14 protein-coding genes, 1 tRNA gene and 1 pseudogene are annotated in these 14,099 nt (G+C 61.6%); 11 read left to right on the top strand and 5 right to left on the bottom strand.

Annotated elements, in window-relative coordinates:
* Nucleotides 1-13: 13 nt before the first annotated feature.
* Both OPC11_RS11600 and OPC11_RS11595 read right to left on the bottom strand, forming a co-directional pair.
* Nucleotides 14-1,261: an MFS transporter gene (locus tag OPC11_RS11600; RefSeq protein ID WP_264781956.1), complete on the bottom strand. Its 1,248-nt coding sequence runs from the start codon at nt 1,259-1,261 to the stop codon at nt 14-16.
* A 293-nt stretch (nt 1,262-1,554) separates the two neighbouring features.
* Nucleotides 1,555-2,049: pseudogene (locus OPC11_RS11595) on the bottom strand (deoxyuridine 5'-triphosphate nucleotidohydrolase); the annotation flags it as partial.
* Nucleotides 2,050-2,091: 42 nt separating this feature from the next.
* Between OPC11_RS11595 and OPC11_RS11590 the strand changes: the two are divergent.
* The 6 genes from OPC11_RS11590 to OPC11_RS11565 all read left to right on the top strand — a co-directional run bounded on the left by OPC11_RS11590 (nt 2,092) and on the right by OPC11_RS11565 (nt 8,037).
* On the top strand, nt 2,092-2,370 hold the full coding sequence (locus tag OPC11_RS11590; RefSeq protein WP_264781955.1) for a hypothetical protein: 279 nt from the start codon (nt 2,092-2,094) through the stop codon (nt 2,368-2,370).
* Nucleotides 2,371-2,457: 87 nt separating this feature from the next.
* Complete coding sequence (locus OPC11_RS11585) at nt 2,458-4,437, top strand: aconitate hydratase (RefSeq protein ID WP_264781954.1); 1,980 nt, start codon at nt 2,458-2,460, stop codon at nt 4,435-4,437.
* A 464-nt stretch (nt 4,438-4,901) separates the two neighbouring features.
* Complete coding sequence (rimI, locus tag OPC11_RS11580) at nt 4,902-5,372, top strand: ribosomal protein S18-alanine N-acetyltransferase (protein WP_026177827.1); 471 nt, start codon at nt 4,902-4,904, stop codon at nt 5,370-5,372.
* A gap of 48 nt (nt 5,373-5,420) precedes the next feature.
* On the top strand, nt 5,421-5,867 hold the full coding sequence (locus OPC11_RS11575) for a DUF5810 domain-containing protein (RefSeq protein WP_264781953.1): 447 nt from the start codon (nt 5,421-5,423) through the stop codon (nt 5,865-5,867).
* Between the two features lie 24 nt (nt 5,868-5,891).
* On the top strand, nt 5,892-6,302 hold the full coding sequence (locus OPC11_RS11570; protein ID WP_007980045.1) for a DUF5809 family protein: 411 nt from the start codon (nt 5,892-5,894) through the stop codon (nt 6,300-6,302).
* 28 nt (nt 6,303-6,330) lie between these two features.
* A complete protein-coding gene (locus tag OPC11_RS11565; RefSeq protein WP_264781952.1) occupies nt 6,331-8,037 on the top strand; it encodes an acyl-CoA dehydrogenase family protein in 1,707 nt (568 codons plus the stop codon).
* Here the strand turns inward: OPC11_RS11565 and OPC11_RS11560 are convergent.
* Both OPC11_RS11560 and OPC11_RS11555 read right to left on the bottom strand, forming a co-directional pair.
* Nucleotides 8,034-8,474 carry a metal-dependent transcriptional regulator gene (locus OPC11_RS11560; protein WP_264781951.1) on the bottom strand — a complete coding sequence of 147 codons (441 nt, stop codon included), beginning with the start codon at nt 8,472-8,474 and terminating at the stop codon, nt 8,034-8,036. The two genes, OPC11_RS11565 and OPC11_RS11560, sit on opposite strands and share 4 nt — an antisense overlap.
* 99 nt (nt 8,475-8,573) lie before the next feature.
* The gene (locus tag OPC11_RS11555) at nt 8,574-9,191 is read right to left on the bottom strand and encodes a DUF309 domain-containing protein (protein WP_264781950.1); all 618 of its coding nucleotides are present in this window, start codon (nt 9,189-9,191) and stop codon (nt 8,574-8,576) included.
* A 341-nt stretch (nt 9,192-9,532) separates the two neighbouring features.
* Here OPC11_RS11555 and OPC11_RS11550 point away from each other — a divergent pair, with 341 nt between their 5' ends.
* The 3 genes from OPC11_RS11550 (at nt 9,533) to OPC11_RS11540 (ending at nt 11,170) form a co-directional block, all read left to right on the top strand.
* On the top strand, nt 9,533-10,279 hold the full coding sequence (locus OPC11_RS11550) for a class I SAM-dependent methyltransferase (RefSeq protein WP_264781949.1): 747 nt from the start codon (nt 9,533-9,535) through the stop codon (nt 10,277-10,279).
* 80 nt (nt 10,280-10,359) lie between these two features.
* Nucleotides 10,360-10,947 (top strand): HNH endonuclease signature motif containing protein, encoded by a 588-nt coding sequence (locus OPC11_RS11545; RefSeq protein WP_264781948.1) that lies wholly within the window; start codon nt 10,360-10,362, stop codon nt 10,945-10,947.
* Nucleotides 10,910-11,170, top strand: coding sequence for a hypothetical protein (locus tag OPC11_RS11540; protein ID WP_264781947.1), 261 nt, complete (start codon nt 10,910-10,912; stop codon nt 11,168-11,170). The genes OPC11_RS11545 and OPC11_RS11540 overlap by 38 nt, the downstream gene beginning before the upstream one ends.
* A gap of 439 nt (nt 11,171-11,609) precedes the next feature.
* Here OPC11_RS11540 and OPC11_RS11535 read toward each other — a convergent pair.
* Nucleotides 11,610-11,682: transfer RNA gene (locus tag OPC11_RS11535), tRNA-Arg, on the bottom strand.
* A gap of 167 nt (nt 11,683-11,849) precedes the next feature.
* On the opposite strand from OPC11_RS11535, the gene OPC11_RS11530 reads away from it, so the two are divergent.
* Nucleotides 11,850-12,452, top strand: coding sequence for a hypothetical protein (locus OPC11_RS11530; protein WP_264781946.1), 603 nt, complete (start codon nt 11,850-11,852; stop codon nt 12,450-12,452).
* A gap of 162 nt (nt 12,453-12,614) precedes the next feature.
* A complete protein-coding gene (locus tag OPC11_RS11525) occupies nt 12,615-14,099 on the top strand; it encodes a single-stranded DNA binding protein (RefSeq protein ID WP_264781945.1) in 1,485 nt (494 codons plus the stop codon).

The following is a 14,099-nucleotide window of genomic DNA, read 5'->3' as shown; positions in this document are numbered from 1 at the left end:
GACGCCGTCCGTCTCACCACTGGGTCAGCGCCTCGGACCCGTACGAGTACGACAGGACGCCGAAGAACGTCAGTACGCCCGAAATCGACGCGATACCGCCGACGTAGAACACCCACTGGATGCCCGGCCCCGTCATCAGGATTCCGGCGAGAATCGGCGCGAGGATGCTCCCCGGTCGCCAGACTAACTCCCGGACGCCGAAACTGCTCGCCACGCCCGCCCCATCGATGCCTTCGTCGGCGAACAGCGCCATGCTGGCCGGTTCACGGAAACTGTCGGCGACTCCGAGCAGGGCGTTGAGTCCGACCAGTGGAAGGAAGGCCGGTGAGAGTGCGCCGAGGACGGGAAACGCGGCGGGAAGCGACAGCGCCTGTCCGATTGCGGGTGCGGAGGGGACGACCAACGCCACGAGTCCGTAGATGCCGCCGCCGACGAAGACGAACAACGCTCGGCCGTAGTCGTCCGACAGTCGCCCGGTGAAGGGCTGACAGAGCATGTTCGTGAACTTCTCCGCGATGAGGACGACGCCGACCGCGATGGGCGCGTACGCGAGACCACCTTTCGCGGCTTCGACGCCCGCGTAGACCACGATCCACGTTCGGACCATCGTCACCGCCACCGCGTACTGGGCGCGGAAACTCGTGAGCGTCAGCAGTTTGCGATTGAGCGCCATGTCGGCGAAGGGGAAGCCCTCGATTCGCGTGTCGTCGCGCTCGACGAAGAGGAGAACCCCGAGCAACGCCGGAATCAGGAGCGCGACGATGACGCCGAACACGACGTCGAAGCCGTATCGTTCGTACAGCGCGGTGGCGGAAATCGTCCCGAGGATGGACGCCGCGAAGCGGGCCGCGTTCGCCTTGCCGATGTGGTTCGCCCGCGTGTCGGCCGTCGAGAGTTCACCGACGAGCGCGAGCGTGATGAGACCGGTTCCGGTGATGGCCACGCCCTGTAACGCACGCGCCGCGATGAATCCCCAACTGCTCTCGACCAGCGGAAAACCGGCGTAGGCGACGATAGACACGACGAGACTGAAGAGGAGAACGGTCCGTTTGTCGTAGCGGTCGCCGCTCCACGCCAGCGGAATGACGGCCACCGACTGCGCGGCGGTCAACCCTGAGACGAACAGGCCGACGACGATTCCCGACTGCGGGTCGAGAACGTTGAGATACGTCGGCAGCAGCGCTGCCAGCGTGATAAAACCGAAGCCGCTGGCGAACCGAGTGAGATAGAGCGCGTAGAACTGGGCGCGATTTTTTTGCACGATACAACCTGTGAACTTCCCCGCAAAGTCCTTTCGTTTCGAAACCTATCCGCCGCTCCCGCCAGCGGCGACGATAGTTCGGGCCAGTGCGAATCGTTACTCGTCTCGACAGTCCGGACACCGCTCGTCTTCGACGTAGATTTCGAGCAATTTCTCGCCACATTCGACACATCGCTTTAGTACGTCCTTCTCTACCACGTTCGCTCACGACGCAATCGAAACCCGATAGAAATAGTCGTATCGGTTTGTCTAGTGTTTGCGATTCACCATTCTCGAATCGCTCTCTACCCCGTTTAGTCCAGATTCTCGCCCTGATAGTCGCCGTCGTAGGTGCCGTCGTGGTCCGCCTCGGCGAGGACGAGTTGTGCGATACGTGCGCCGCGTTCGAGTTCGATGTCGTGGTGGACCTGCAACAACCCTTCACCTTTGCCCTCGTAGCCCGCGTCCCAGACCGCGGTGTTGAGCATACAGGAGTTCCGCATGAGCGACGAGCGGGGGTAGACGAAGCCGACGTGACCGTCCGGGATTTCGATTGTCTCCGCGTACTGGACGATGTATCCTCCTTGCGGCAGGTAGTAGTTCTCCGGGGACTTCTCGGTTATCTGCTCGGATTCGACCTGCTGTCGGTCGCCGATCTCCTTGCCGTTGCGCCCGATTCGGCCCGAGTCCCGCTGTTCGTACACCGTTTCCAGCGTCAAATCGACACCGTTCGGCTGTACCTGTTGCCGTCTGACCTCCGAGACGTGCTCCGCGACGAACGTTCCGCTCTCGAACATAGACGGACGGCGTGTCCGAGATAGTAAAGCCGTTACCGTTCCCGACTGGTGTGCATGACTCTCACACTCGCTCTCTCACCCGTTGACTCGTTCGCCCGCGCGTTTCTTCGCCTACTCGCGCCGTTCGAACGACCCGACGGTCGCGCCGTCCGCCGCATCGAGTTCGCTCGCTCGAAATGCAACGGGTTCGAAGCGTACGACGTCGTTCCGTCCCTTTCGTGGAGTCGTGCCGACGACGGAACGCCGACCGTGACCGAAGTCGAAATCGCCGCCGTTCGGTTTGACAACCCCCCGCAAAACATTGTGATTTTCTCGCCCCGATTTTCGCAATGATTGCCGGACGAGGGCCGAATTTACCACGAACGATGAAAACGTAAACACGCGGGATTTATACCTTCGGAGGGTCGATATTCGTCCGATATGGGACAAACACTGACGGAAAAGATTCTCGACGACCACCTCGTCGAGGGCGAACTCGAAACCGGTGAGGAAATCGGAATCGAGATCGACCAGGTTCTCACACAGGACACGACTGGGACCCTCGTGTGGCTCCAGTTCGAGGCGCTCGACATGGACGAGGTCCAGACCGAGATCGCCGCGCAGTACTGTGACCACCAGACCTACCAGTTCGACTTCAAGAACACGGACGACCACCGTTTCCTCCGCTCGGCGGCGGGCACGTTCGGTGCACACTACTCCCGTCCCGGCAACGGTATCTGTCACAACGTCCACAAGGAGAACTTCGCCGCACCCGGCAAGACGATGCTCGGGTCCGACTCCCACACGCCGACCCCTGGCGGTCTGGGCGAACTCGCAATCGGTTCCGGCGGTCTCGACGTCGCGGTTGCCATGGGTGGCGGCCCGTACTACATCGAGATGCCCGAAATCGTCAACGTCCGCCTCGAAGGCGAACTCCCCGAGTGGGCGACCGCGAAGGACGTCATCCTCGAGATGCTCCGTCGCTTCTCCGTGAAGGGCGGCGTCGGCAAAATCTTCGAGTACACCGGTCCCGGTGTCGAGACGCTCTCGGTCCCCGAGCGAACGACCATCACGAACATGGGAACGGAACTCGGCGCAACGACGTCCATCTTCCCGACGGACGAGAACACCGAGGAGTGGCTCTCGCGCCTCAGCCGCGAGGACGAGTACGTCGACCTCCAGCCCGACGACGACGCGGAGTACGACGACGAAATCGTCATCGACCTCTCCGACCTCGAACCGCTCATCGCACAGCCGTCCATGCCCGACAAGGTCGTTCCGGTCCGCGAAGTCGCCGGACAGTCGGTCGACCAGGTTATGATCGGTTCCTGTACGAACGGTGGCTACGAGGACATCCTCCCCGCCGCGAAGATGCTCGAAGGCCGCACGGTCAACCGGAAGACGGACCTCATCGTCGCTCCGGCGTCCAAGCAGGCCTCCGAGATGCTCGCCCGTGAGGGCTGGGTCGCGGAACTGATGGCGGCAGGCGTCAACTTCTCCGAGGCGACCTGTGGTGCGTGTATCGGTATCGGTCACGTTCCGGCGTCCGATTCCGTCTCGCTCCGTACCTTCAACCGCAACTTCGAGGGTCGCTCCGGTATCGAGGACGACTCCGTGTACCTCTGCTCGCCCGAAGTCGCCACGGCGGCGGCCATCAAAGGCGAAATCATCGACCCGCGCGACCTCGCCGACGAACTCGGCGACCTCGAAGCGCCCGAGTTCGAGATGGGCGACAACTACGGCACCACCGCCGACGACCCGGACCTCATCTCCCCCGACGAAGCGGTCGACGACGAACTCATCAAAGGCCCGAACATCGGCGACGTCCCGCTGAAGGACGAACTCGAATCCGACCTCGAAGGCCCGGCCCTGCTCAAGATGCAGGACAACATCACGACCGACCACATCATCCCCGCCACGCAGGACATCCTGATGTACCGGTCGAACATCCCGAAACTCTCCGAGTTCACGCTCTCGCGCGTCGACGACTCGTTCGCACAGCGCGCACTCGACGCCGACGGCGGCTTCCTCGTCGCCGGCGAGAACTACGGTCAGGGTAGTTCGCGCGAACACGCGGCCCTGTGCCCGATGTACCTCGGCGTGGAAGGCGTCCTCGCACAGAGCTTCGCCCGCATCCACAAGGCCAACCTGTTCAACTTCGGTCTGCTCCCCCTCGAAATCAGCGAGGAGGACTACGAGAAATTCGAACAGGGCGACGACATCGAAATCGTCGACGACGTTGCGGAAGCGGTCCGCTCCGGTCAGGAAGAGTTCACGGTCCGCGTGAACGACGACTGGGAACTCACCGCGACCCTCGACGCCTCCGAACGCGAGCGCCAGATTCTCGCCGACGGTGGCAAGCTGTCCCACACGAAGAAGCAGGCAGAGGGCGGCGACACCGCGGCCTCCGCGGACGACTAACGACCTTTCAGCACCCACCTTTTACGACGGTCACAAGCAAGAGCGATGGCTGTCGCCATCGCTCTTGCTGGCTTCTTCACGGCTTCGCCGTGGAGGAACGAGGGAGCTCCGCTCCCTCGCATTCCCTGTAAAAGCTGGACCAAAAGCACACCTCGCTCCCTTCGCTCGCTCGTCGGCCCGGAAAATCGGAGATTTTCCGGTATGTTACTGGCGTTCTGTGGCTGTGGCACCGGCCTATCGCTCCCTCCGGTCGCTGGATTCAAGCGAGCGACCGGAGGGAGCGATAGGCTGAGGCCTCCTGCTGTCGCACGAGTTTTTCTTCCGCGAACGAGGCGAGGCGCGAAGCGCCTCGAAACGCGAACGGCGAAGCCGTCAAGAAGACTGCCAGCGGTCGGGGCGAGTCGCCCCGACCGCAGAAAAAGGTGGTGGTCAAGGCTTTAGTCCTCCGCGTCGAATGGTCGCTCGTGACTACCACCGCGACCGAGAACGGGTCGATTTCGATTCGTTCCGCGGAGGATACCGATTTGCTCGCCATCTTCCGCATCGAGAAGGCCTCGTTTAGCCAGCCGTGGCCGTTCGCGGCGTTCGAACGGTACATCGACGAACCCACGTTTCTCGTCGCCACGGACGGTGCGAAGATAGTCGGCTACATCGTCGCCGACATGATTCCGAATCACGGTCGGGCGCTCGGGCACGTCAAGGACATCGCGGTTCACCCCTCGCGTCGCGGTGAGGGAATCGGACGAGAGCTTCTGAAACAGGCGCTTTCGGGCCTTCGAGCGCGGGGGACGCACAGCGTCAAACTGGAGGTCCGGGCGAGCAACGAACCCGCGATTTCGCTGTATCGCGACTTTGGCTTCCGCTACTTGCGGACGATACCGCGGTACTACGGGGACGGCGAGGACGCACTCGTGATGATCGTCGAACTCGACTGACCGTCGCCGACTGAACCGTTTTTCAGTGCGGACGCCATACCCACGTGCATGGGATATGCGTGTCCGGTGTGCGAAACGCCACAGTCCGATGGGGAACACCTCGCCAACCATCTCGCCTTCGCTGCCATTCTCGGCGACGCGGACCACGAGTCGTGGCTGGACGAACACGCGCCCGGATGGGACGAGGAGGGACCCGACGAACTCGCGCCGCGAATCACGGAGTACGCGGAGGAGGAGGAGTACCCGCAGGTGTTCGAGGACACGGTTCACGACCACGGCCATCACGGTCACGGACATCACGACCACGGCGGATTGGAGGACGAACTCCAACAGGCCGGTGGCTACGGTCGGGACGCGACCATGGGCGCTGACGCCCAGCGGGTTATGGCCGAGGCGCGGCAGATGACCGAACAGATGCTCGGCGAGGGCAACGACGCGGAGGCGGACCGGAACGACGCCAAGGCGGACGACGAATCGAAGGACGAAAACGAATAGTTTCTTCCCCGAAAAGTACCCGCCATGGAGACGCACGGAATCTTCGCCCCGGAGACGGAGGGGGCTGCGCACGAACAGTACGAAGACGTCGGGCCGGTCGCACAGACCGTCGTCAAGGAGACGGCCAAAGCGATGGACTTCGACCGCGAGGAGTACGGCGAACGCGTGACCGGCGACGTGATTGCGACGGCGCGGGACGCCCTGTTCGCCTCGCTGCTCGAAATCAAAACCGGCACACGCGACGAGTTCGAGGCCGACGTTCCCGACGGATTCGAGGTGCACGTCGAGGGGAGCGAAAACGTCGATAACGTCGCGTGGCACGTCGCGCCGTCGGCGGAGGCGGTCGTCGCGGCGACCTACCAGCAAAAGGAGGACGCGGCGATTGCGACCCTCCAGCGCATCGCTTTCGGACGGGTGTACCGGGACATCGTTTAATTAGTTCGGCCGCGATGTGTCGGCCAGTATGAGTATCGACTACGGGCGGTTCGACCGCGGCCGCGGGATGAATTACTGGCAGTACGACCCCGTTTTGCAACACGAAGTCGAGCGAACCTATCCCGGAGACCGAGGCTGGGCCGAGGAGCGGTTCGACGAGTTCGGTGCCATCGTCGGAACGACCGTCGCCCCGAATTCGGATACCATCGACGAACACGGCCCGGAACTCCGCCGGTACGACCGACACGGGCGGCTCGTAAACGACATCGAGTACCATCCGGCCCAGTTGGAAAACGAGGAACTCGTGTACGGCGCGGGCATCGTCGCCGACTCGTTTCGGGCACCGCCGGACCGCGACGACCCGGCGTCCATGCTCCACCACCTGACGATGGATTACCTCCTCGCGTACGCGGACGTGGGATTGACGTGCCCTGTCGCCATGACCGCGGGCGTCGCGTTGGTGCTGGAGCGGTTCGACCACGGTTCCGACGGGTCCCTCTCGGAGTTCTTCGACCGACTCACCGCCCGCGAGTACGACGACCTGCTTCAGGGCGCGATGTTCCTCACGGAGCGACAGGGCGGGAGCGACGTCGGCGCGACCGAAACCGTCGCCGAACGCACCGACGACGGCTGGGAACTGACCGGCGAGAAGTGGTTCTGCTCGAACGTCGATTCGGGGGCCATCCTCACGCTCGCGCGGACGCCGGACGCGCCCGACGGAACCGAGGGGCTTTCGCTCTTTCTGGTCCCGGGAACGACGTCCAACGGCGAGCGCGACGGCACGTTCGTCCGTCGGCTGAAGGACAAACTGGGGACGGTAAGCGTTCCGACCGGTGAGGTCGAGTTCCGCGGGGCGGAGGCGCATCTCGTCGGCGAACTCGAATCCGGCTTTCGATACATGTCCGAGATGCTCAACCTCGAACGCATCGCCAACGCCTTCGCGTCGTGCGGTCTCATCGGGCGGGCGCTGTTGGAGAGCAAAGTTCGAGCCGCGAACCGCGAGGCGTTCGGCAGCACCATCGACCGATATCCGCTCATGCGCCGCGATTTGGTGGAGATGGCCGTCGCTCACGAGGCGGCGACCGCGTTCACGTTCGACGCCGGGCGGGCGTTCGACCGCTACCACCGCGGCGACGAGGACGCGTTCGCGCTGATGCGCCTGCTCGTTCCCATCGCGAAGTCGAGAACGGGGCGGATGGCGGTCGACGTCGCGTCGTACGCGATGGAGATTCACGGCGGCAACGGCTACGTGAACGATTTCGTCACGAACCGCCTCCTGCGCGACGCGCAGGTGCTTCCCATCTGGGAGGGGACCTCGAACATCCTCTCGCTCGACGTGCTTCGCGCGTTGGCGCGAGAGGACGCACACGAACCCGCGCTGGCACTGACCCGTGACCGACTGGACGGTATCGAACACGACGACCTCGCCGACTTGGTGGCGACCACCCGCGACGAACTCGACGGGCTACAGGAGGCTCTCGTGACGCTTGCGACGGAAGAAGAGGAGTACGCGCAACTCCACGCGAAGGAACTGGCCGAGTACGTCTTCGACGTGTACACCGCCGCGCTGTTGCTGTCGGAGGCGGACGGCGAACTCGCGGCGGGGAACAGGCGGAAGGGATTGGTCGCTCGTCAGTTCGTTACCGACGCGTTCGGCCGCTCCGCCGCGCGAGGGATCTCCTCCGGGGACACGCTCTCGCTCGACGGCTTCGAAGAAATCGTTCGCTTCGCCTAGTTCGCTTCGGTGTCGCGCACGTCGTCACAACATTCGTTGTATTCGGTCTGGGGCGCGCTGCACTCGCCGTTGCAGGGGTGATTGATGTGCTCGCGGATGCGACTCGCAACCTCGTCCGAGAGGGCGTTTCCCATCTCGCGCGCCTCGTCCGGGTCGTCGATTTCGAGGTCGTCATTCAGGAAGTTCTCCGCGAGACATCGTTTCCACATCACTTCCCGTGCGGTCTCCTCGCCCTCGTTCGTGAGCGTCGCCCCCTTGTACTTCTCGTAGGTCGCAAGGTCGCGCGCTTCGAGCGTCGTGAGCATCTCGGTGACGCTGGCCGCGCTCACGTCCAAGGCGTTCGCCAACTCCCCGGTTTTGGCCGGACGTCCCGTGCTCTTGCTGACGAGGTGAATCGTACTGAGGTAGCGCCCGACGCTCGCGGAAACCTCGCTCATTATCTGGCTCTAGCGGGTGTCACGGACATAAATCATTCCCAACGTCAACAACGTATCCCACGGTGATTCGATTCACGGGTGCCGGACCTGCTCGTGAGGTCACTCGAACAGGTCGCTCACGTCCGCCTCCCGGAACTCCCGCTTTTCGACGTGCTGACCCAGACGCTGTGCTATCAGCGCCCTGTTTTCCGGTTGCCGGACGAAATCCATGAGGAACGTAATGAACCGGCTTCCCTCGTCCCCGGCGTCCAAATCCGCCCGTGCGAATTCGACCGCTCGCTCGAACGTCGGTTCGTCGTAGCCGAACTCCTCGGCGAGGACCAGGGCGGCCACCGCGGACGCGTCGAATCCGAGGTTCTCGGGGCGGAGAACGGTCCCGTCGCTGGTCAGTTGCGGCGGTGCGGTTCGCTCGACGTGCTCGGGGTCGTCCCGCACGCCTCGGAGGTAGGACCGAACCGTTTCGACGTTCACTCCCCGGTACTCGTCCGGGAGTCCGGCGAGATACTCGGCCGCGCTCTCGGCGAGGCCACGGATTCCCGTCCAGTTCGCGTCGGCGGTGTGGTGTACGACCGCCGTGAACTGGATCAGTCCGTGGAGGAACCGTTCGTCGTCGGTATCCCGTTCGAGGTCTAGCCAGTGGTCCTCCCACGCGTCGTGGGCGGCGTGAAACTCACCGGCGTTGTAGATGGCGACCCCGGCACGGAGGGATGCGTCCATACGACTTCTTGCTCGCCGCCGACGAAAAACTCCTCCGACACCGGTCACGCGCGTAAAATGGCTCGAAAACGGATGATGCATCGACCTGACTGAGCCACCGTCAGTAGTTTCGAACCGTCTGAAAGCGGTTACTTCTCGGCTTTCTTCACGGCCCACTTCTTCAAGTCGCGAACGAACAATCGGTAGTTCTCAATTTTACTCATACACGAGTAAATATTCACGCCGGGTTCAAAAGTGTCACGGTTCGCGGTATATTTGGCCTGACACACCATGGCAGACGAGCGCTCGGTGAAAACTGCGCGAACGGCAACGGCCTTCGTGTCGTTCGACCTACGCTCTGCATGGACGATATCGAACGGAAGCGGGCGACGACGGATTCGTTCGGGAGCGTCGCGGACGCCTATCTCGACAGCGACGTTCACCGAACCGGTGCGGACCTCGAACTGCTCGCGTCGTGGTGTGACGACGCCGCGTGCGCGCTCGACATCGCCTGCGGTGCCGGACACACGGCGGGTGCGCTCGCCGAAACCGTCCCCATCGTGGTCGCCGCCGACGCCACGCCCGCGATGGTCGAAACGGCCACCGACGCCTTTCCCGTCTCCGGTGCGGTCGCCGACGCGGAGCGGCTTCCCTTCCCCGACGAGACCTTCGACGCCGTGACCTGCCGAATCGCCGCGCACCACTTCCCGAATCCTGAGTTGTTCGTGGCCGAAGTCGCCCGCGTCCTCACGCCCGGCGGCGTCCTCGCCTTCGAGGACAACATCGTTCCCGAGGACGACGCGTTGGCCGCGTTCTACAACCGGTTCGAACGGCTCCGCGATTCGACCCACGGCGAAGCCTATTCCGTCGCGCGGTGGCAGGACTGGTTCCGGGACGTCGGATTGTCGGTTGACGAACTCACGACCATGCGAAAATCCCTCGATTACGAGTCGTGGGCCGAACGAACCGATCCCGGAGAGGACGCGCGCGAGGAACTGGACGAACTCGTCCGCGGGCCGGAAGCCGAAGAGGTGTACGACGTGACGATTGAAGATGGGAAAGTGACCGAGTTCAGCAACGAGAAGGTTCTACTGCGCACGACGAAGTGAAAGTTACTGTACCGTAGTAATCTGAAGCTCACCATCTCCATCTGAAAAACATTTATGATGTGTGATGTATGATATGAATTATGACAGGAGAGAGAAGTCAAACTAATGAGCAGGAAGTTGTCCCCAGTGCAATCCTCGTTGCAAGTCTCGTTTTCGGGGGATATGTAGTTTGGAACCAGCCATTTGGCGGAAGTACGGCATATATCTGGTGGATTATTTTGGGAGGTTCACTACTCGGTCTTCTTTACGTGATATTCGGTTTTAGGAAAATCTCTCAAGAGTCGGATGTTCATGCAGCAGTAGCTTGGTTATTTAATGGAATCTCCCAAAATAGTCGGGTGTTAAATAAAAGAACCAAAACTAACGTCGAAAAAGTCCCGCCACCAACTACAACTCTAAAAAATGAGCTATACTTCGAACGAGCTAATCGAAGATGTGAATGGTGTGATGAACGAGTAGATTCTCCAGATATTCATCACATCAAACCTCGGGCTGAAGGTGGGCAAAACCATTCGGAAAATCTGATTGTCCTTTGCCCAAACTGTCATCGAAAAGCAGATAGAGGCGCTATTAGCAGGTCAAAACTTAAGTATCAGGTCAAGAAACAATCTGGAAGTAGGAGATATCAGAATGGCAGTAGTTCGAAGAAACGGGAAATGGACGCTTGAAAAACAACAGAACGGAGTCTACGAAATTCGAGAACGTGGCAATCTCCAAGCGAGGGTCATCACAGATGACTATGAGCCACAAGGAATGATGAATGACCTACGGATGGACGTAATGACTCAAACTATTGAAGTCCGGGACTTCAAGGATGCTGAGCGAGAATTCCAGAATTATATCAAAAAGTCAGAAAGTAGTGGTTTTGGGTTAGGCGGCGGATTATTCTGATTCATTTCCATGAATAAAGAACTCGTAAAAACTGCCGTTGTGCTAATTGTCGGTATAATCCTTCTCTTGTACCTACATGCTCGCGTCTGCCCAGTGAGTAATCTGAATATTTGGTGGTGCTAGCTGTTCTATTCGCGCCATTGACTCGCTTTACTCATCGCGTTACGCTCTGAAAACGTCCTGACGGAGTTTCGCGCGAGTGAAACGAGCGCGAAGCACGTCGGACCGGAACGGTCCGACGGAGTCTCACGCGAGCAGACGCGAGCGTGAGGCAAGTCAGGTCGCGAATGAAATGAGCGTCCTGACGGAGATTTGAACTCGCCGAGACGGTCACGCTCACATACGTTCGCGCGCTGCGTCTCGTCTGCTCAAATCTCCGCGAGTCGTTTCTGCCAACACGTACGACTCGCTGCGCTCGTCGGTGTTGTGTTGGCAGAAACGTCCTGACGGAGATTTGAACTCCGGTCCCTGGCTCCGCAAGCCAAGAGGATAGTCCACTACCCTACCAGGACTCATTCATTCATTTCGCGGTCGGCTTAATAGCGCTTGCGATGTGGCGGCGGTGTGAGGGAGAGACCCAATCCCACGAACCGGGTGCGGTGGCGATGCCGTGGGAGTAACTCAAATCACTATTTTCGTCTACGGGAGTGTTTTTAGAATGGGTCCAGTAGCTATTGGTATGCAACGACGAGACATCCTGAAACGCGCCGGTGCAGCGACGACTGTCGGACTGCTCGCTGGCTGTCTCAGCGACGGCGGCGGGAGTCCGGGCAACTCGGAACCCGACGGTTCTGGAACCGAGACGACGACAACGACGTTCCAAACCACCACGACGGACGGGACAACGACGGGCACCGAAACCACGGAGACGGGGACGACCCCGACGAGCGGCACGGACGAGACCGCGAAGAATCGCTCGCTGAAGGTCATCAGCGTGGAGTGCGGACAACCCGGCAACGAGGCCGCGGTTGCGTTCGAGGACTCGAAAAAGCAAGTCGTCGTCACGGGGTCGATGACGGGGAGCGACTCCTGTGCGCGTCCCACAATCGAGAGCGCGACGTCCGATTCAAAATCGGGTGCGTTCACGGTGACGATGGGAACGAAGAAGAAAGACGGGAGCGTCGGCTGTTCGGAGTGTCTCACCGAAATCAAGTACCGCGCGACGTTCACGTTCGAAGGGTCGCTCCCGGAGTCGGTGAAAGTCACCCACAAGAGCATGGGAGAATCGAAGGTCGTCGCGGACGCTGACCGTGGGAGCACCACCGAAAGCGCGGGAAGCTGATTTCGACGAAAGCGTCATCGAGAGACGGAGCGTAGGTTTATGGGTGAAGGGGGGACCACTGTTCTGCATGAGTCGAATCGCATCGGAATCGACGTACTCCGTCCGATTGCCGACACAAAGACAACGCTTAAGCGACGGCCAACCCTGCAACCGAGTACGATTATGGGCGTTATAGACGAGGTACACGGGGACCTCGACGCCGACATCTCTCTGGACGAGTTCCGGGACGCCGTCGAGGAAAAAGTCGAACAGATGGGCGGCCTTGCGGACGAGGAAACCGCCGCAATGCTCATCGCCCACGAACTAGACGAGAGCGAAGTAAACGGGGTCGCCGACATCGAACCCGGCATCGAGGAAGTGAAGTTCGTTGCCAAGGTGACGAGCATCGGCGACGTTCGGTCCTTCGAACGCGACGGGGACGACGCGGAGGACGGCCACGTCCTGAACGTCGACGTCGCGGACGAAACGGGTTCGATTCGCATCTCGCTCTGGGACGAACAGGCGCAGGCCGCCGACGAGCAGCTCGAAACTGGCCAGGTGCTTCGCATCAAAGGCCGTCCGACGGACGGCTACAGCGGGACCGAGGTCAACGTCGATCAAGTCGAACCCGACGAGGACACGGAGGTCGATGTGCAGGTACAGGACTCCTATTCGGTGTCCGACCTCTCGCTCGGCCTCTCTGACGTGAACCTGCAGGGCAAACTCCTCGATACGGGGACCGTTCGAACCTTCGACCGCGACGACGGGTCGGAAGGCAGGGTCGCCAACCTCACGGTGGGTGACGAGACGGGGCGAATCCGAATCACGCTCTGGGACGAGCGCGCGGACGCGGCCGAGGAACTCGACCCGGGCATCGCCGTCGAAATCGTCGATGGGTACGTCCGCGAGCGCGACGGCAACCTCGAACTGCACGTCGGCAACCGCGGTGCCGTCGAGGAGATCGACGCCGACATCGAATACGTTCCCGAGAGCACGTCGATTGTGGACCTCGAAATCGGTGACACGGCCGACATCGTTGGCGTGATTCGCTCGACGGACCCGAAGCGCACCTTCGACCGCGACGACGGGTCGGAAGGACAGGTGAAAAACGTCCGCGTGCAGGACGAAACCGGCGACATCCGCGTCGCGCTGTGGGGCGAGAAGGCCGACCGCGAACTCGCGCCGGGAGACAAAGCGGCCTTCGCCGACGTTTCGATAAAGGACGGCTGGGCGGACGACATCGAAGCCTCCGCGGGGTGGCAGTCCACTATCTCCGTCCTCGACAGCGATTCGCCGACGGACGTCGGGTCGGACGAGGCGGACGAGACGGCCCAGTCGGAGACCGGCCTCGACGCGTTCGGGAACGGTAGCGACGGAAGCGGTGGCAGTGACGGAAGCGGCGAAAGTGACGACAGTGGCGGAGACGACGCCGAACGAGCGACGGACTCCGGGACCACGACGGAGACGACGACCACAACCGCGACGGCCGCCGACGGCGAATACGTGGAGTTCACCGGGACGGTCGTTCAGGCGGGTAATCCCGTCGTACTGGACGACGGCGAAGAAACGGTGAGCGTCGAGACGGACGCGGACGTTCACCTCGGACAAGAAGTGACCGCGCGCGGCGAACGTCGCGGCGGGAAAATTGACGCCGAGGACGTTTTCTAA

The organism is Haladaptatus sp. T7 (assembly GCF_026008575.1).
Lineage (GTDB): Archaea > Halobacteriota > Halobacteria > Halobacteriales > Haladaptataceae > Haladaptatus > Haladaptatus paucihalophilus.
The sequence above is the reverse complement of the archived record's forward strand: the minus strand, read 5'-3'. Positions and strand labels throughout refer to the sequence as shown.

Excerpts from the sequence above, each read along its gene's own strand:
- OPC11_RS11590 (WP_264781955.1), top strand. The coding sequence starts at position 2,092 with ATGACTCTCACACTCGCTCTCTCACCCGTTGACTCGTTCGCCCGCGCG.
- OPC11_RS11585 (WP_264781954.1), top strand. The coding sequence starts at position 2,458 with ATGGGACAAACACTGACGGAAAAGATTCTCGACGACCACCTCGTCGAG.
- OPC11_RS11575 (WP_264781953.1), top strand. The coding sequence starts at position 5,421 with ATGGGATATGCGTGTCCGGTGTGCGAAACGCCACAGTCCGATGGGGAA.
- OPC11_RS11570 (WP_007980045.1), top strand. The coding sequence starts at position 5,892 with ATGGAGACGCACGGAATCTTCGCCCCGGAGACGGAGGGGGCTGCGCAC.
- OPC11_RS11565 (WP_264781952.1), top strand. The coding sequence starts at position 6,331 with ATGAGTATCGACTACGGGCGGTTCGACCGCGGCCGCGGGATGAATTAC.
- OPC11_RS11560 (WP_264781951.1), bottom strand. The coding sequence starts at position 8,474 with ATGAGCGAGGTTTCCGCGAGCGTCGGGCGCTACCTCAGTACGATTCAC.
- OPC11_RS11555 (WP_264781950.1), bottom strand. The coding sequence starts at position 9,191 with ATGGACGCATCCCTCCGTGCCGGGGTCGCCATCTACAACGCCGGTGAG.
- OPC11_RS11550 (WP_264781949.1), top strand. The coding sequence starts at position 9,533 with ATGGACGATATCGAACGGAAGCGGGCGACGACGGATTCGTTCGGGAGC.
- OPC11_RS11545 (WP_264781948.1), top strand. The coding sequence starts at position 10,360 with ATGACAGGAGAGAGAAGTCAAACTAATGAGCAGGAAGTTGTCCCCAGT.
- OPC11_RS11540 (WP_264781947.1), top strand. The coding sequence starts at position 10,910 with ATGGCAGTAGTTCGAAGAAACGGGAAATGGACGCTTGAAAAACAACAG.
- OPC11_RS11530 (WP_264781946.1), top strand. The coding sequence starts at position 11,850 with ATGCAACGACGAGACATCCTGAAACGCGCCGGTGCAGCGACGACTGTC.
- OPC11_RS11525 (WP_264781945.1), top strand. The coding sequence starts at position 12,615 with ATGGGCGTTATAGACGAGGTACACGGGGACCTCGACGCCGACATCTCT.